Genomic DNA, 16,936 nt, shown 5'->3' with positions numbered 1-16,936 from the left:
CGGGTGCTGTCCGATCGAGACCCTGCTCCCGAGGTTTCCCGCCACTACCGCGGTGGTGCCGGGACGCCGCTGGTGCTGCTGCATCCCGGCGGCTCGTCGTGGCGTGCATGGCGCCCCGTGCTCCCCGCCCTCGCCGCGCGGCACGAGGTGTTCGCGCCGACCCTAGCCGGGCACCGAGGCGGGCCGGAGCTTGGGCCGGGGGAGCGAGTCAGCTTCCGGACCATCACCGACCACGTCGAGCGGGACCTCGACGATGCCGGGCTCGAGGATGTGCATGTGGCCGGCAACTCCCTGGGTGGCGCGGTCGCGCTGGAGCTGGCCAGGCGGGGTCGGGCCAGGTCCGTCGTGGGGTTCAGCCCCGCCGGACACATTCCCTCACCGTGGATGGCGAAGCGCGTCCTTGGCGCCATCGAGGTGGGGCGACGGGCTCTGCTGGCGCCGGGAGCGGTCAGGCTGCTGAAAGTGCGGGCCTGTCGGCGGGGGCTGATGCTGCCGATCTTGCTTCACGGTGAGCGGATTCCGGTCGACGACCTTGTGCTCGACGCGCGGAGCTGCCGGATCGCGCCCGCCCTGTTGCGCGGGGTACTCGCCGAGGGGCCGTTCGCGGCGCTCGATCCGGGGTCGGTGCCGGTGCGGCTCGCGTGGTCGCGGCGCGACCGGGTGATCCCGTGGCGGACGTTCGGTGCGCCGCTAGCAGCGAAGGTCAGCGGCGCCGAGGTGATCAAGCTGCCCGGCGTCGGGCACGTTCCCATGTACGACGATCCGGCGCTGGTCGTGAGAACGATCCTGGAGGTCACCACGGTCGTCGACGGCGGCAGCAGTGATCGTGACCGGCTGAGGCGGGTGGAATAGTGAGCGCCCCCGACGACCTGATGTCCGCCCCCGCCTTCGAGCGCGGGCTGCGGGCTCTGGCGACCTCGCTCGGCCGAGTCCCGGACGACGTACGGTCCGAAGCGGCGGCCTACCTCAACGAGATGTCGGCCAGCTTCGACCACCGGATGACGGGCGCCTGGCAGCGCTTCGGCCGATGGATGCTGCGCGCGCATGACCTCGTGGTCGATGACGGCAGGGTGGCCGCGATCCGCGAGCTGGACCGTGAACACTCTCTGGTCTTCCTGCCCGCGCACCGCTCCTACCTGGACGCCTGGGCCTATCCCGAGGCGCTCATTTCGCGGGGCGTCTCGCCGATCTACTCCTTCGGCGGCAACAACATCAACTTCTTCCCACTCGGCAGCTTCGCCAGTCGCACCGGCATGATCTTCGTCCGGCGTGCGACGAGGGAGTTGCCGGTCTACCGGTTCGTGCTGCGTGCCTACATCGCTCACCTGGTGCAGAACCGGAGCAATCTGGCCTGGTCGATCGAGGGGGGCAGGACCCGCACCGGCAAGCTGCGACCACCCATGTACGGCATCCTCCGTTATGTCGTGGACGCCGTGCATGCGGCCGACGGACCAGAGGTGTATGTGGTGCCGGTCTCGATCCAGTACGACCAGCTGCACGAGGTCGGCCTGATGACCGCGGAGGCGCGTGGTGGCAAGAAGCGGCCCGAGGACGTGCGCTGGCTGGCCCGCCTGGCACGGCAGCAGAGCCAGCGACTGGGGCGGACCTACGTAGACTTCGGTGAGCCGTTGCCGCTGCGAGAGCGGCTCGAGACGCTCGGCGCCGATGGTGCCGATGGTGCCGAGGGTCGCGTGGTTGAGCGGCTGGCCGTGGAGATCTCGCACCGGATCAATCGTGCAACGCCAGTGACCGCGACGGCTGTGGTCAACCTGGCGCTGCTCGGTGCCGACGCCGCGTTGACCCTGGCCGAGGTGCTGAGCACGCTACGCCCGCTGGCCACCTACATCGAACAGCGTGGCTGGCCGGTGGCCGGGGCCGCCGACCTGACGGCCCCGGCCACGATCCGACGCACCCTCGCCGAGCTCGTCGGCTCCGGCGTCCTGACCTGTCACGACGGCGGCACCGAGCCGGTGTGGGCGATCGGCGCCGATCAGCACCTGGTCGCGGCGTTCTACCGCAACTCCGCGATCCACATCCTGGTCGACCGGGCCATCGCAGAGGTCGGACTGCAGGCCGCGACCGAGGTCGGCGGTGACCCGCGCAAGGTGGTCCTTTCCGAGGCGCTGAGGCTGCGCGACCTGCTGAAGTTCGAGTTCTTCTTCTCCTCGCGAGAGGAGTTCGAGGCCGAGCTCGTCGACGAGGCTCGGCTACTCGGCGTCGACGCGGACGCGCTGGCCTCCGCGACCGCCGAGGACGCAGGACCGCTGCTGGACCGCGCGGAGCCGCTGCTCGCCCACCTGGTGCTGCGGCCCTATCTCGATTCCTACCTGGTGGTCGCCGACCGGCTGGCCGCCCAGGACGGCCCTGTCGACGAGCGTGAGTTCCTCGCCGAGTGCGTGCGAGTCGGCGAGCAGTGGGCGCTGCAGCGCAGGATCGCGAGCGAGGAGTCGGTATCGATGGAGCTGTTCCGCACCGCATTGCGGATGGCGCGACATCGCGGCCTGGTCGACGAGCCGTCGTCCGCGGCGGCGCGGCGCGATCTGCACGGCGAGGTCCTCCTCGCGTGCGCCCGGGTACGCCGGATCGCCGATCGGGCGGCCGCCCCGAGGGACGGCGGCGTCAGATGACTGTGGCGGCGCTGGGCGTGCGGGAGCTGATCAGCCGGATCGAGGCCTCGCCGGACGGACCCGAGATCGGCGCCTTCTTCGACCTCGACGGAACTCTGGTCGAGGGCTACACCGCCGGGCCGTTCTACGCCGACCGGCTACGTCGCGGCGACGTCAGCCCGAAGGAGTTCGCCCAGATCCTGCTCGCCTCCCTGGACGGCACCTTGGGTGGCGACCCGAGCAAGGTGGGCGGCATCGTCGCAGACGGTCTGTGCGGCCAGTCGGAGGATCTGCTCGTCGAGCTGGGCGAGCGGCTCTTTGTACAGAAGATCGCCGGCACGATGCGCCCGCAGGCACGCGCCATCGTGGCGGCCCACCTACGCAAGGGACACACGGTGGCGGTGGCATCCTCGGCCACCCGCTACCAGATCGCGCCGGTCGCGCGGGACCTCGGCATCGGTCACATCCTGTGCACCGAACTGGTGGCAGAGGACGGCGTACTCACCGGCGAGCTGGCCGGACCGATGCTGTGGGGCGAGCCGAAGGCGGCCGCCGTACGGGCGTTCGCCCGTGAACGGGACGTCGACTTGCCCGCGAGTTTTGCCTACGCCAACGGCGCAGAGGACGTCGCCTTCCTCTCCAGCGTCGGCACCCCGCACGCCCTCAACCCACACCCTGGCCTGGCCAGCGCCGCGCAGTTGCACGGCTGGCCGGTCGTGTTGCTCCGGGCTCCGCACAAGACGGGGGTGCGCGCGGCTGCCGGCACTGCGGCCGCGATGGTCGGCCTCAACGTGGGCGTCGGGTTGGGCGCGGCAGTCGGGCTGCTCAACCGCGACAAGCGGTTCGGAGTGAACGCCGGGATGGCGATCGGCAGCGACCTGGCCCTCGCTCTCGCGGGCGTGAAGGTCGACGTGCTCGGTGAGGAGAACCTGTGGAGAGGGCGGCCGTGCGTGTTCGTCGCCAACCACCAGAGCGGCCTTGACGTGATCGTGCTGGCCTCGCTCCTGCGCCGTGACTTCACCGGTGTCGCCAAGTTGGAGGCACGCTACGACCCGCGCGGCGCCCTGGTCGGAGCGCTCCTGGACCCGGCGTTCATCGACCGCTCGGACCCGGAGTCGGCCCAGCGCGACGTCAATGCGCTCGTGGACCGGATCCGTGCGGGCACCTCGGTCGCGATCATGCCGGAGGGCACGCGAACGCCGACCTCGACAGTCCAGCGGTTCAAGAAGGGCGGCTTCCACCTCGCCATGCAGGCAGGCGTACCGATGGTGCCGATCGTGCTGCGCAACGCCGGTGAGCTCAACTGGCGCCGCTCGCCGATCATCCACCCCGGCACCGTCGAGGTCGCCGTCCTCGATCCGGTCCCGACGACCGACTGGACCCCCGACAACCTCGACGACCAGGTGGCGCACGTGCGCAACCTGTTCGTCTCCACGCTCGACAGATGGCCAGGAGGCGCATGATGGCGCGGACCCCGACCGTAGCGGTGCTGGGCGGTGGATCGTGGGGAACGACGGTCGCCTCGACCGCGGCCCGCAACACCCCGACGACGTTGTGGGCGCGCGACCCCGCGACGGCCGCCGAGATCGACACCCAGCACACCAACTCGCGCTATCTCGGCGACCTCGGGCTCGCCCCCGGCCTGCGTGCCACGGCTGACCTGGCCGAGGCGGTGGCCAGCGCGGACGTGCTGGTGATGGGGGTTCCGTCGCACTCGTTCCGGTCCGTGCTGGAGCAGGTCGCCGCCCATGTACGGCCGTGGATCCCGGTCGTGTCCCTGGTGAAGGGCCTGGAGCAGGACACCCGCAAGCGGATGACCGAGGTGGTCGCCGACGTCCTGCCCGGGCATCCGGCTGGCGTTCTCGCAGGCCCCAACATCGCGCGTGAGATCGTGCAGGGCTACTCCGCGGCCGCGACCATCGCGATGCCCGATCACCAGACCGCCGAGCTGCTGCAGGGGGTCATCCACACCAGCCGGTTCCGGGTCTACACGACCGACGACGTCATCGGAGCGGAGATCGCCGGAGCGCTGAAGAACGTGTATGCCGTGGCCACCGGCATCGGTGACGGCCTGGACGCCGGCGACAACACCCGGGCGATGGTGATCACGCGCGCGCTGCGGGAGCTGACCAGGCTGGGTGTCGCGCTCGGTGGACGAGCCGAGACCTTCGCCGGCCTGGCCGGTATGGGCGACCTGATCGCCACCTGCACCAGCCCGCACAGCCGTAACCGGCGGGTCGGGCTTGGACTCGCGGCGGGCAAGACGGTCGAGCAGGTGTGCGCGGAGCTCGGCCAGGTCGCCGAGGGGGTGAAGACCTCGTCGGTCGTCACCAAGATCGCTGCCGAGCGGGGTGTCGAGTTGCCGATCGCGGCCGAGATGGACGCCGTGCTCAACCACGGTCAGCCGGTTGCCGACGCCTACCGCGGGCTGTTGCAGCAGCGGCCCGGCCATGAGGTGCACGGGGAGGGCGCATGATCGACCTGAGTGCGCTCACGCCGGAGGAGGCGTGGGCGGTCGCCTCGACGTGGGGCCGCGAGCCACGGATGAACGAGCTGGAGACGCTGATGTGGCGCTCCGATCGGCACCCGGTGATGTCCTCGACCGGCGTGATGATGATGCTGCTGGACAGCGAGCCCGACTGGGACCGGTTGGTCGCCGCCCACGAGTGGGGCACTCGGCTGGTGCCACGGTTTCGGGACCGCGTGCTGGAGCCCGTGGTGCCGGTGGGCCCGCCGGCGTGGGTGCCCGACGATCAGTTCGCGCTCGACTACCACCTGCGCCGCACTTCGGCCCCTGACGACGGCTCGTGGCCTGCGCTGCTGGCGTACGCCGAGTCGTTTGCGCTCGCCCCGCTGGACCGTGACCGGCCGCTGTGGGAGGCGGTGCTGGTCACCGGCCTCCGTCTGAGTGGCAAGGCCGGAATGGCCGCACTGCTGCTCAAGATGCACCACTCGCTCACCGATGGCATGGGCGGTATCCAGCTCTTCTCGCTGGTGCAGAGCCGCACGCGCAAGCACACTCCGAAGCCGCCGGTGCCCGAGTTGGCACGGGGCGTATCGACCGACCCGGTGAGGCTGGCTGCTGAGGAGGTCGGGGACCAGGTACGGCGCCTGCCCGCCGCGGCGGGCGACCTGCTGAGTGCCGGCCGGGTGGTGGCCCGACACCCACGCGCTGCGGCGGGTGTGGCGGTGCGCTACGTCGGCTCGTTGCGGCGGGTGCTCACGCCCGGACCGGCCGAGCCGTCGCCGCTGCTTCGTGGACGCACCGGCACGACGTGGCGGTTCGGCACGCTGGAGTGCGCCTTCGCGGACCTCCGCGCGGCTGGCAAGGCGGCCGGGTGCTCGGTCAACGACGCCTTCGTGGCCAGTCTGCTCGGCGGCCTGCGCCACTACCACGAGCGGCACGGGGTCGAGGTGACGACGCTGCCGATGGCGATGCCGGTCTCTCTGCGCCGGCCCGGCGACCCGATGGGCGGCAACAAGTTCGCAGGCGCCCTGTTCGCCGGTCCGGTCGGCATCGAGGACCCGGTGGAGCGGATGGCCGCCATCCGCGGCCAGGTGCTGTCGGTGCGCGCCGAGCCCGCGATTGCGGCGATCGGGCTGGTGGCGCCGGTGGCCAATCGACTGCCGTCGGGGGTGGGCGCAAGCCTGAGCCAGCTCGGCGCCACCGTCGACCTGTCGGCGTCCAACGTGCCCGGCGTACGCCACCAGACCTACGTCGCGGGGGCGGCCGTCGAGCGGTTGTTCGCCTTCGCGCCGCTGCCGGGCGTCGCCGTGATGGTCGGCATGTGCTCGCACGTCGGCACCTGCTGCTTCGGGTTCAACATCGATGGCGCCGCGGTTGCCGACCACGTCGTGCTGATGGAGTGCTTCGCTGAGGGCCTGGACGAGGTCCTCGCCGTGGGGAGGGTGGCATGAGCCATCACGTCGAGGGGTACGTCGCCGGCTCCGGCGGTCAGCAGTACTGGCAGGGCTGGCTACCCGACGGTGAGACCGTCGGCGTGGTCGTGATCGCGCACGGTTACGCCGAGCACGGCGGTCGCTACGCGCACGTCGCTGACCGGCTGAACGCGGCCGGGTACGCCGCGTACGCCCCCGACCATCGTGCGCACGGTCGCTCGGCGGGGCAGCCGCGGTCCAACTTCGGCCGGCTGGCCTACGTCGTCACCGACTTCGAGGCGTTCGTCCGGTCGACCGTGGCACGGTACGACGGGCTGCCGGTGTTCCTGATCGGGCACAGCATGGGCGCGATGACGGTCCTTCACTACCTGACCGGCGTCGGCTGCAGGCCGTACCCCGTGCGCGGGGCGGTGCTCTCCGCGCCGCCGGTTGACCTCGCTGTGGGTTCGCGCGCCCAACGGCTGGCGGCGAAGGTGCTGTCGCGGATTGCCCCCGATGTCGGCGTGCTCAAGCCGCTGGACGTGGATCTCGTCAGCCGCGACCCGGAGACCCGGCACGCCTATGACACCGACCCCCTGAACTACCGCGGCAAGGTGTTGGCGCGGGTCGGCGGAGAGGCCTTCGCTGCAGCGGGTGCGGTGACACCGCGGCTGCCCGAGCTGGACGTGCCGCTGCTGGTGATGCACGGTTCGGCGGACGAGGTCGCCTCGTTGTCGGGCTCACGTGCGGTCGCCGGGCAGGTGTCGGGCGATGTCACGCTCAAGGTCTACGACGGTCTCTACCACGAGATCTACAACGAACCGGAGCGTGAGGTAGTGCTCGATGACGTGGTCGCCTGGCTCAACGCCCGGGATGGGCGAGCATCACTTGACTGACCGCCCGTACGGTCATACTCTTGTTCACAAGAGACCACAGTGTGAGGGAGGGACCGATGACGACGGTGGACACCGGCGAACCGACTGTGTTGATGAGCCGCCAGGGTCACGTGGCGATCATCACGATGAACCGTCCGCACGTCATGAACGCCGTCAACGCGGAGATGTCGGTTGCGATGGAGGAGTGCATCGACGAACTCGTGCGCGACCCGAAGCTGAGAGTGGGCATCCTCACGGGCGCGGGGCGGGCGTTCAGCGCCGGCGCCGACCTCAAGGAGGTCGCAGCCGGTCGGTCCCTGCAGGCGCCGCACCAGCGGGAGCGGGGCTGGGGCGGCTTCATGCGCCGGATGGTCGACAAGCCACTCATCGCGGCAGTCAACGGGTACGCGCTCGGCGGCGGAACGGAGATGATGCTGGCCTGTGATCTCGCGGTCGTCGGCGCGTCCGCCAAGCTTGGCCTGCCGGAGGTCAGCCGCGGCATCATCGCTGCCGGCGGAGGACTGCTCAGACTCGGCCGGCGGGTCCCGCAGGCGATTGCGATGGAGGCTGCTCTCACGGGCAAGCCGATCACCGCAGAGACAGCGCTGGGCTGGGGACTGGTCAACCGTGTCGTGGCTGACGACCAGGTGCTCGACGCTGCGCTCGAACTGGCGGACGCAGTGGCCCGCAATGCGCCGCTCGCGGTCCAGGCGAGCAAGAGGCTGATCCAGCACGGCCACGCGCTCGGCTCCGACTGGACCGCGGAAGCGTGGGCGGCCAGTGATCGCGAGATCACGGCGATCATGCGCTCCGATGACGCCAATGAGGGCCCGCGGGCCTTCGCAGAGAAGCGGCAACCGCAATGGAGCGGACGATGAGCATCGCGAATCGTACGACGATCGCCGGCCTTGGCCTCACCGACGTCGGCAAGGTCTATGACCGGAGCGCCACGGAGTTGGCGGCCGAGGCGGTGCGCCTCGCCGCAGTAGACGCGGGCCTGCCGCTCACCGAAGTCGACGGCCTGTTGGTCTCGGCCGGCGTATCCGGTGCGCCCAAGCTATCGCTCCAAAAGGTGCTCGGCCTGACCGACCTCCGGCTGTTGGCCGAGTTCAATGCACTCGGCGCCAGCCCTGCCGCGATGATCGCCCACGCCGCGGCCACCGTCGCCAACGGCGAGGCGAGTGCGGTTGCGTGCGTCTTCGCCGACGCCCCGCTGAAGCCGAAGGGTTCTGCGCGGGACGCTTTCGGCAAGCCTCGCGCGCGCCCGACCGGGTTTGCCGCCTACCATGCCGAGATCGGTGCGGTGACACCCAATCTCTTCTACGCTCTCGCCGCGCAGCGGCACATGGCGACCTACGGAACGACCAGTGAGCAGTTCGGAGCGATTGCCGTCGGGCAACGGGCCTGGGCAGCCGACAACCCCGCTGCCCAATTCCGCGACCCTCTTACTCTCGAGCTGCACCAGGCGTCTCCGCTGGTCGCGGAGCCACTACGTCTCTTCGACTGCTGCCTGGTCTCCAACGGCGGGGCCGCGGTCATCGTGACGTCGGCGGAGCGAGCGGCCGATCTCGCGCAGCCACCGGTCGAGGTGCTCGGCTGGGGTCAGGCTCACCCCGGCCGGGTCATGCACCGCGACTCGGACTTCGGGCTGCGCACGGGCGCAGCGGACGCCGGCCCCGCGGCGTTGAAGATGGCCGGCGTCGACGTGGGTGACGTCGATCTGCTCCAGCTGTACGACTGCTACACCTACACGGTCCTGGTGACGTTGGAGGACTACGGCTTCGTCCCCAAGGGTGAAGGCGGGGCGTTCGTCGCCGAGGGCCACCTCGCCCCCGGAGGCTCGCTACCGTGCAACACCGGTGGCGGCCAGTTGTCGGCGTACTACCTCACCGGCTTCACTCCCGTGGTCGAAGCGGTTGTCCAGGCGCGTGGCCAGGGCGGCGCACGCCAGGTCGACAAGACCGACGTGGTCATGGTCAGCGGCAACGGCGGAGTCCTCGAGCACCACGCGACGCTCGTCCTCGGAGGTGCACGATGATCGAGCGCGACCACAAGAGCGCCGCGTTCTTCGACGCAGCGGCCGAGGACCGGCTCGTGATCCGCCGCTGCATCGGCTGTCGCCAGGCGCTCCCTCCCGAAGCCGTCGTGTGCACGACGTGCGCCGGCACCGACCTCGAGTGGGTTCAGGCCGAGGGAACAGGTCTCCTCGCGTCCTACACGGTCGTGCACCGGGCTCCGCATCCGGCCTACCGGGTTCCCTACACGATCGGCGTCGTGGAGCTCGATGAGGGCCCGTGGCTCTACGCGCGGGTCAACGCAGAGTCCCCGACCGTGGGGCTTCCTGTCCGGGTTGCGTTCCGGCACCCGGAGGAAGGCGAGAGCTTTCCAGTCTTCGAGGAGGTCCCGGCATGACCCAGCTCGACCTCGCCACGCTCCACGAGGCGATCGCGGATGCTCTTCCGGACGAGCCGTGCATCATCGCCCACGACCGCACCTGGTCCTGGGCGGCGACAACCGACCGCACCCGCCGGTTCTCCGCTGTCCTGCGAGGCCACAGCCTCGGCCGTCGCGCCCCTGAGGCAGAGCGGTGGCCCTGGGAGACCGGCCAGGACCATCTCGGCATTCTGCTGCACAACGGCCCGGAGTACCTCGAGGCTCTGCTCGGGGCGCACAAGGCTTCGCTCGCGACGTTCAACATCAACTACCGCTACACCGCGGACGAGCTCGAGTACCTGTTCTCCGACGCTCGGCCCGCAGCCCTGGTCTACGGCGCCACCTTCGCGCCCATGGTCGCCCAGGTGCTGCCCCGGCTCGACGCTCAGCCGCTGCTCGTGCAGGTCGCCGATGCCAGCGGCGAGCTGCTGCTGGACGGCGCCCTCGACTACGAAGAAGCCCTCGCCATGGCCGACCCGGCCCAGGGCGCTCCGTCGACCAGCCCTGACGACCACTACCTCCTCTACACGGGCGGTACGACCGGGATGCCCAAGGGCGTCATCTGGCGGGTCGGCGACATGGTGCACGGACCGTTCGGCGTGAAGCGACGTGACGGAAGCCCTATCGAGTCCGTCGACGAGGCGGTCCAGCGCGCGCTGACGATGCGCGGCCGCGTCCTGCCGGCCCCGCCGCTGATGCACGGCGCCGGTGCCGGGATCGCCCTCGGGGGCTGGCTCGGAGGCGGAACCGTCGTCTTCCAGCCCGATCCGAGCCGCTTCGACGCAGCCACCCTGCTCGACACCTGCGCGAAAGAACAGGTGACCACGCTGATGATCGTCGGCGACGCGTTCGGCGCGCCGCTGGTGCAGGAGCTCGAGCATGCGCCCCGCGAGCTGTCGCTGCAACTGCTCGTCAACGCTGGCGCCGCCCTGCGTGACGATCTCAAGGACCGGCTCAAGGAGCTGGTGCCGGGGCTGCGGATCACCGACATGCTCGGTTCCTCGGAGAGCGGCGTGCACGCCCGGCGTGAGTCCGAGGGCAAGCGCTTCGACGGGCGCGGTTCGGTGACCGTGCTCTCCGACGACCGCTCCCGGCTCCTTGAGCCCGGGTCCGACGAAGTCGGCTGGATGGCCTCCACTGGCAACATCCCGCTCGGCTACCTGGGGGACGAGGAGAAGACGAACGCCACGTTCGTTAACGTTGACGGTCGGCGCTACTCGGTCCCGGGCGACCGTGCGCGACGGCTCGCCGATGGCTCCATCGAGTTCCTGGGCCGCGAGGCCACCACGATCAACACCGGCGGCGAGAAGGTCTTCGCCGACGAGGTGGAGGCCGTCCTCCGCGCGCTCGACGGTGTCGTCGACGCCGTCGTACTCGGCCGCGAGTCGGAGCGGTGGGGTCAGGAGGTCGTCGGCCTGGTCGAGCTGTCCGCGGAGGTCAGCGACGAGACCCTCCGCGCCGGGTGCCGCGCCAGCCTCGCGGGCTACAAGGTGCCCAAGGACTTCATCCGTGTCGACCGGATCGGACGACACGCGAACGGCAAGGTCGACTACCGCTGGGCCAAGGGGGCTCTGACATGACAGACATCTGGAACACGGACGAGCGGGTCAGCCTACGGGCGATGGTGCGGGACTTCACCGAGAAGGAGATCGCCCCGAAGCTGGCCGACTGGGAGCGTGACGGCCTGGTGCCGCGGGAGCTCCACCGCAAGGCTGGAGAGCTCGGCCTGCTCGAGCTGGGATTCCCGGAGGCCGCCGGCGGTGCCGGTGACCTCATCGACTTCCTGGTCACGGTGGAGGAACTGATCGGCAACGGCGGGAGCATGGGCCTGTGCGGCGCGCTGCACAGCCACACGATCGGCGCCCCGCACATCGCGGCGGCCGGTGACCCCGACCAGATCGCTCGGTTCGTCAAGCCGGCGCTGGCCGGCGAGAAGATCTGCGGCCTCGCCGTCACCGAACCCGGCGGCGGCTCGGACGTCGCTTCGCTGCGCACCAAGGCCGTGCGTGAGGGTGACCACTACGTCGTCAACGGGTCGAAGACCTACATCACGTCCGGCCTGCGGGCCGACTTCATCACCACCGCTGTCCGCACCGGCGACGACCCTCATCGGGGGGTCTCGTTGCTGGTGATCGAGAAGGGTACGCCGGGATTCGAGGTGAGTCGCAAGCTCGACAAGCTCGGCTGCCACTGCTCGGACACGGCCGAACTGGCGTTCACCGACGTGCGGGTGCCGGCGGCAAACCTGGTCGGGCAGGAGGGATCCGGCTTCGTGCAGATCATGCAGCGATTCGACTCCGAGCGCCTCACCATGGCAGTCCAGGGCGTGGCGATGGCTCAGCGCAGCCTCGACCTGGCGATCGACTGGGCACGCAACCGGATCACCTTCGGCCAGCCCCTCGCTCAGCGCCAGGTGATCCGGCACAAGTTCGCCGAGATGGCACGCCAGGTCACGGCGGCGCGGATCTTCGTGCACCACGTCGCCGAGCAGTACGTCGCCGGTGAGCGGGTCAGCACGGAGGTCGCCATGGCGAAGAACACCGCAGTGGCCGCAGCAGACCACACCATCAACCAGGCGCTCCAGATCTTCGGAGGCATGGGCTACATGCGCGAGTCCGAGGTCGAGATGCACTTCCGTGACGGGCGCCTGCTCGGCATCGGCGGTGGCGCGACCGAAGTCATGAACGAACTCATCTCCCGCAGCCTCGGGCTCGACGGGTGAGCAAACAGGAGGAAGCAATGAAGACGATCCCGGATCTGGGAAACCCCGACACCTACGCTGACGGCTTTCCCTACGACGCGGTCGGCAAGCTTCGTCGCGACGAGCCGGTGGTCTGGTGCCCTGAGGCACCGGCTGCGGACTTCGAGGGCGGCCCAGGCTTCTGGTTCGTGACGCGGCATGCCGACGTGGTCGAGGTGTCGAAGCGCCCCGATGTGTTCAGCTCGCACGTGGGCGGCACTTCGGTACGCGACTTCGACCCGAAGAACCTGGCCGCTATCCAGCAGATGATGCTCAACCTCGACCCGCCGGACCACTCCCAGATCCGCAAGATCATCAGCCGCGCGTTCACACCGCGCACGGTCAAGGGCATGTTCGACTCCATCGACGCCCATGCCGACCGGGTCATCGCCGACCTCGGAGAAGGGGGGGACTTCGACCTGGTGCCGCGGTTCTCGGCGGAGATGCCGCTGTTCGTGCTCGCCGACATCCTCGGCATCCCGTCCGAGGAGCGGCACCTGCTGTTCGACTGGACCAACCGGATGGTCGGGTTCGATGACCCGGCCGCCGGCGATCGCTCGTCGTACGTCGCGGCGTTCATGGAACTCTTCGCCTACGCGCACGACCTCACGCAGCAGAAGCGCGCGAACCCGACGGACGACGTATGGAGCATGATCGTCAACGCCGAGGTCGACGGCGAGCGATTGAGCGACGACGACCTCGACCGGTTCTTCCAGCTGCTGGTGATCGCCGGCAACGAGACCACGCGCAACCTGCTGAACGGCTTCGTCCTCACGATGTCACAGCATCCTGACCAGTTCGCGCTGCTGCGGAGCAACCCCGACCTGCTGGAGCGTGCCGTTGAGGAGGTGCTGCGGTGGCATCCGCCGATCCTCCAGTTCCGCCGCACTGCGGTGGCCGACCACGAGCTCAGGGGTCAGCAGATCCGAGCCGGCGACAAGGTCGTCATCAGCTACGCGTCGGCCAACCGGGACGAGGATGTCTTCGACGAGCCGGATAGGTTCGACATCACCCGCTCGCCGAACCCCCACCTCGCGTTCGGCACCGGGCAGCACTTCTGCCTCGGCAACGCCGTCGCCCGGCTCGAGGCGCGAGTGCTGTTGTCCAAGCTGCTGGATGCGTTCGACTCCATCGAGGTGACCGGGCCGCCGGTCCGGCTGCGCTCCAATTTTGTCAATGGCATCACCGAGCTCCCGGTGCGGATGATGCGCACCGTTGATGCGCAGGCGGGCTGAGGCGATGATCGAGACCCGAGTCGAGTCCGGGGTGGCGGTGCTCCGGTTCCAGCGGCCGGAGGCGATGAACGCGATGTCGTTCGCCGACCTTGAGGCGCTGACCGAAGCCTTCCGCGCGAGCGGCGCCGACGCGTCGACTGGCGCGTTGGTGCTGACCGGCACGGGATCGGCGTTCACCGCCGGCGCCGACCTGCGCGCGTACGACGCCGACAACGTGATCGAGTACGCGCGCGAGGGCCTGGGCGAGGTCGCCCTCGCCTTCGCGGAGGCGGTGCGGAACTGCCCGAAACCAGTGGTGACCGCGGTCAACGGCCTCTGCTTCGGCGGTGGAGTGGGGATCGCGCTGATGGCGGACGTGACCGTCGCCGCGCGCTCGGCGTACTTCGTCATGCCGCAGGTGCGGAAGATGGGGTTCACGCCCGACCTGGCGGGCGCCTACTTCGCGACGCTCAGCGCCGGGCGAGCCCGGGCGCTCGGCATGGCTGTGACCGGCGACAAGGTGACCGCCGAGCAGGCGGCCGGCTGGGGCTTGATCTGGAGCTGTGTCGACGACGACGCCCTGATGACCGAGGCGGTCGGGATCGCTCGCCGGCTGGCGCACGACCCGGAGGCGGCCGTTGCCACTCGGCGGCTCGTCGACGACCTCGCTCGGCACTCCGTGCGCGAGCAGCTACTCCACGAGCGCGACCACGTCGTCGCCCTGCTGTCCCGGCCCCACGCGCTGGCGGCCGTCACCGACCTGATCAACCGCCGTGCCCTGTGAGGAGCAACTGATGAAGCTCAGTGAGGACCAACTGATGAAGATCGAGCTGGACCGGACCAAGTGCACCGGGATCGGAATGTGTGAGTCCGTGGCTCCGGACTTCTTCGAGATCGACGATGACGGCGAGCTGGTCGTGCTCCGCGACGCCGTGGACGGTGCTGAGGTCGCAGACGTCGAGGCCGCCGTGCTGGCGTGCCCCACTGCTGCGCTCCGGCTGAGGCCATGAGCAGTGGATCCAGCGGCGGTCGTCTTGTCGTCGTGGGTGCGTCCCTCGCCGGACTCCGCGCCGTCGAGGCGGCGCGCAGGGACGGGTTCACCGGCGAGATCGTCCTGGTGGGGGACGAGCCACACCTTCCCTACGACCGCCCACCGCTGTCGAAGGCCTTCCTCGAGGACGACTCCGCGCCTGAGCCGACGTACCAGCCCCCGTCGCACTTCGCAGACCTGGATGTTGACCTGCGGCTCGGCACCCGCGCGACCGCTCTCGACCCGGTTGCTCGGCTGGTGGCCACCGCCGGCGGCGAGATCCGCTACGACCAGCTCGTGATCGCCACCGGCAGCACCGCACGGACCCTCCCCGGTCTCGAGGGACTGCCCGGCGTGCACGTGCTGCGCACGCTGGACGACGCGCGCGGTCTCCGTCAGGCGCTCGACCTGGCCGGTCGGGTCGTGGTGGTCGGCGCCGGGTTCATCGGCTCCGAGGTGGCGTCGAGCGCGCGGAAACGCGGCTTGTCGGTGACCGTGCTCGAGGCTGCGCAGGTGCCACTCGAGCGTGCGCTCGGCCCCGAGATGGGGGGCGCCGTCAGCGCCCTGCACGCGGCGAACGGCACCGACCTGCGCTGCGGAGTCGGCGTGCAGGGCATCCATCAGGGTTCGACAGGCCTGCGCGTCGAGGCCACCGACGGCTCGTCGTTCGACGCGGACCTGGTGGTGGTGGGCGTCGGCGCCGACCCGGCCACCGAATGGCTCGAGGGCTCGGGCCTGGAACTGAAGGACGGCATCGTCTGCGACGCGACGCTCAGCGCCGGGTTCCCCGGTGTCTACGCTGCTGGCGATGTCGCACGCTGGTTCAACCGGGACTTCGACGTCGAGATGCGGCTGGAGCACTGGACCAGCGCCGCTGAGCAGGGGGCAATCGCAGCGCGGAATGCCGTCACCGGTGCTTGTGGTGAGTACCGCACCGTGCCGTACTTCTGGTCGGACTGGTACGACAGGCGCATCCAGTTCGTCGGTGTTCCGACTGCTGATCACGTCACCGTCGTGACCGGGGACCCGGCGGAGGGAAGGTTCGTCGCTCTGTTTCGCAGCGGCAGTCGCCTCGCCGGTGCGCTGTGCGTCGGCTATCCCGCGCACACGATGAAGTACCGCCGGTTGATCGGCGCCGCGGCCTCGTGGGAGGACGGACTCGCCTTCGCCGATTCGCGCCGGTGAAATCTGGCGCTTCCATTGACTGACCGCTCGTACGGTCATACAGTGGTGTCGGGCGGTCCGCGGAGGGGCCGGTGGAGGGTCGGAATGCAAATGACGACCAGGAGACTTCGATGACGGAGAGCGCGAAGCCCTCGGCGACGGCCACGCCTCCCAAGGTGCCGGCGGTCAACCGGCGCCCGGAGCGCCCACCACGCAAGGACGGCCCGCTGGGTGCGGCGTACACCGGCATCGGCGAGTTCTTCCTCTTCGTGTGGAGCGTGATCCGCGCCGTGCCGCGGCGACCCTTCCAGTCACGGGAGTTCATCGATCAGGCGTGGTTCATCGCGAAGGTCGCGATCTTGCCAACTGCGCTGGTCGCGATCCCCTTCGGCGCGATCATCGCCCTCCAGGTGGGCAGCCTCATCCAGCAGTTGGGTGCCCAGTCACTCAGTGGAGGCGCCACGGTCAACGGGCTGGTGCGGGAGGTCGGACCGCTCGCGACGGCGATGCTGCTCGCCGGCGCGGCTGGCTCCGCGATCTGCGCCGACCTCGGCGCTCGCACGATCCGTGAGGAGATCGATGCCCTCAAGGTGCTCGGCATCGACCCGATCCCACGACTCGTGGTGCCGCGCGTCCTGGGCGGCGCACTGGTGGGACTGGCGTTGACGGGCATGGTCATCGCGGTGAGCATTGCCGGTGGCTACACGTTCAACGTGATCCTGCAGGGCGGTACGCCGGGGGTCTACGTTGACTCGTTCAAGAGTCTGGCCACCGTCCCCGACGTCATCTCGAGCCTCATCAAGGGCGTCATCTTCGGTGTGCTCGCGGCCCTCGTGGGCTGCTTCAAGGGCTTGCGGGCCGGAGGAGGTCCGCGGGGTGTCGGGCAGGCCGTCAACGAGGCGGTCGTCGTGTCCTTCCTGCTGCTCTTCTTCGTGAACTTCCTGATCACGGGCGTCTACTTCCAGATCTACCCGCCAGGTGGAGGCTGACATGGC

The 16,936-nt window shown here is 69.8% G+C and carries 16 protein-coding genes; all 16 read left to right on the top strand.

Translation table 11 applies throughout. The annotated features are described in order from the left end of the window. Window positions 1-3: 3 nt before the first annotated feature. The 16 genes from JKG67_RS09220 to JKG67_RS09145 all read left to right on the top strand — a co-directional run bounded on the left by JKG67_RS09220 (window position 4) and on the right by JKG67_RS09145 (window position 16,930). Entirely contained in the window at window positions 4-852 is an 849-nt protein-coding gene (locus tag JKG67_RS09220; RefSeq protein ID WP_203336984.1) for an alpha/beta fold hydrolase, read from the top strand. After that, a complete protein-coding gene (locus JKG67_RS09215; protein ID WP_203336983.1) occupies window positions 852-2,627 on the top strand; it encodes a lysophospholipid acyltransferase in 1,776 nt (591 codons plus the stop codon). The genes JKG67_RS09220 and JKG67_RS09215 overlap by 1 nt, the downstream gene beginning before the upstream one ends. Next, entirely contained in the window at window positions 2,624-4,069 is a 1,446-nt protein-coding gene (locus JKG67_RS09210; RefSeq protein ID WP_203336982.1) for an HAD-IB family hydrolase, read from the top strand. Before JKG67_RS09215 ends, JKG67_RS09210 begins: the two co-directional genes overlap by 4 nt. Further along, window positions 4,051-5,082, top strand: coding sequence for an NAD(P)H-dependent glycerol-3-phosphate dehydrogenase (locus tag JKG67_RS09205; protein WP_238998158.1), 1,032 nt, complete (start codon window positions 4,051-4,053; stop codon window positions 5,080-5,082). The genes JKG67_RS09210 and JKG67_RS09205 overlap by 19 nt, the downstream gene beginning before the upstream one ends. Beyond that, window positions 5,079-6,524: a wax ester/triacylglycerol synthase domain-containing protein gene (locus JKG67_RS09200; protein ID WP_203336981.1), complete on the top strand. Its 1,446-nt coding sequence runs from the start codon at window positions 5,079-5,081 to the stop codon at window positions 6,522-6,524. The genes JKG67_RS09205 and JKG67_RS09200 overlap by 4 nt, the downstream gene beginning before the upstream one ends. Continuing rightward, window positions 6,521-7,381 carry an alpha/beta hydrolase gene (locus JKG67_RS09195; RefSeq protein ID WP_203336980.1) on the top strand — a complete coding sequence of 287 codons (861 nt, stop codon included), beginning with the start codon at window positions 6,521-6,523 and terminating at the stop codon, window positions 7,379-7,381. Before JKG67_RS09200 ends, JKG67_RS09195 begins: the two co-directional genes overlap by 4 nt. Before the next feature lie 56 nt (window positions 7,382-7,437). Beyond that, window positions 7,438-8,238 carry a crotonase/enoyl-CoA hydratase family protein gene (locus tag JKG67_RS09190; protein WP_203336979.1) on the top strand — a complete coding sequence of 267 codons (801 nt, stop codon included), beginning with the start codon at window positions 7,438-7,440 and terminating at the stop codon, window positions 8,236-8,238. Then, a complete protein-coding gene (locus tag JKG67_RS09185; RefSeq protein WP_238998157.1) occupies window positions 8,235-9,398 on the top strand; it encodes a thiolase family protein in 1,164 nt (387 codons plus the stop codon). Before JKG67_RS09190 ends, JKG67_RS09185 begins: the two co-directional genes overlap by 4 nt. Then, window positions 9,395-9,772, top strand: a complete 378-nt coding sequence (locus JKG67_RS09180) for a Zn-ribbon domain-containing OB-fold protein (RefSeq protein WP_203336977.1) — start codon at window positions 9,395-9,397, stop codon at window positions 9,770-9,772. Before JKG67_RS09185 ends, JKG67_RS09180 begins: the two co-directional genes overlap by 4 nt. Next, window positions 9,769-11,373: an AMP-binding protein gene (locus tag JKG67_RS09175; protein ID WP_203336976.1), complete on the top strand. Its 1,605-nt coding sequence runs from the start codon at window positions 9,769-9,771 to the stop codon at window positions 11,371-11,373. Before JKG67_RS09180 ends, JKG67_RS09175 begins: the two co-directional genes overlap by 4 nt. Beyond that, complete coding sequence (locus tag JKG67_RS09170) at window positions 11,370-12,515, top strand: acyl-CoA dehydrogenase family protein (RefSeq protein ID WP_203336975.1); 1,146 nt, start codon at window positions 11,370-11,372, stop codon at window positions 12,513-12,515. Before JKG67_RS09175 ends, JKG67_RS09170 begins: the two co-directional genes overlap by 4 nt. Window positions 12,516-12,532: 17 nt before the next feature. Beyond that, entirely contained in the window at window positions 12,533-13,768 is a 1,236-nt protein-coding gene (locus JKG67_RS09165; RefSeq protein WP_203336974.1) for a cytochrome P450, read from the top strand. Window positions 13,769-13,772: 4 nt separating this feature from the next. Beyond that, window positions 13,773-14,531, top strand: coding sequence for an enoyl-CoA hydratase/isomerase family protein (locus JKG67_RS09160; protein WP_203336973.1), 759 nt, complete (start codon window positions 13,773-13,775; stop codon window positions 14,529-14,531). Between the two features lie 10 nt (window positions 14,532-14,541). Next, a complete protein-coding gene (locus JKG67_RS09155) occupies window positions 14,542-14,757 on the top strand; it encodes a ferredoxin (protein WP_238998156.1) in 216 nt (71 codons plus the stop codon). Beyond that, window positions 14,754-15,962, top strand: a complete 1,209-nt coding sequence (locus JKG67_RS09150; protein WP_203336972.1) for an NAD(P)/FAD-dependent oxidoreductase — start codon at window positions 14,754-14,756, stop codon at window positions 15,960-15,962. The genes JKG67_RS09155 and JKG67_RS09150 overlap by 4 nt, the downstream gene beginning before the upstream one ends. Window positions 15,963-16,072: 110 nt before the next feature. Continuing rightward, on the top strand, window positions 16,073-16,930 hold the full coding sequence (locus JKG67_RS09145) for an MlaE family ABC transporter permease (protein ID WP_203336971.1): 858 nt from the start codon (window positions 16,073-16,075) through the stop codon (window positions 16,928-16,930). Window positions 16,931-16,936 lie beyond the last annotated feature (6 nt).

The organism is Nocardioides limicola (assembly GCF_016827675.1).
Classification (GTDB): domain Bacteria; phylum Actinomycetota; class Actinomycetes; order Propionibacteriales; family Nocardioidaceae; genus Nocardioides; species Nocardioides limicola.
The sequence above is the reverse complement of the archived record's forward strand: the minus strand, read 5'-3'. Positions and strand labels throughout refer to the sequence as shown.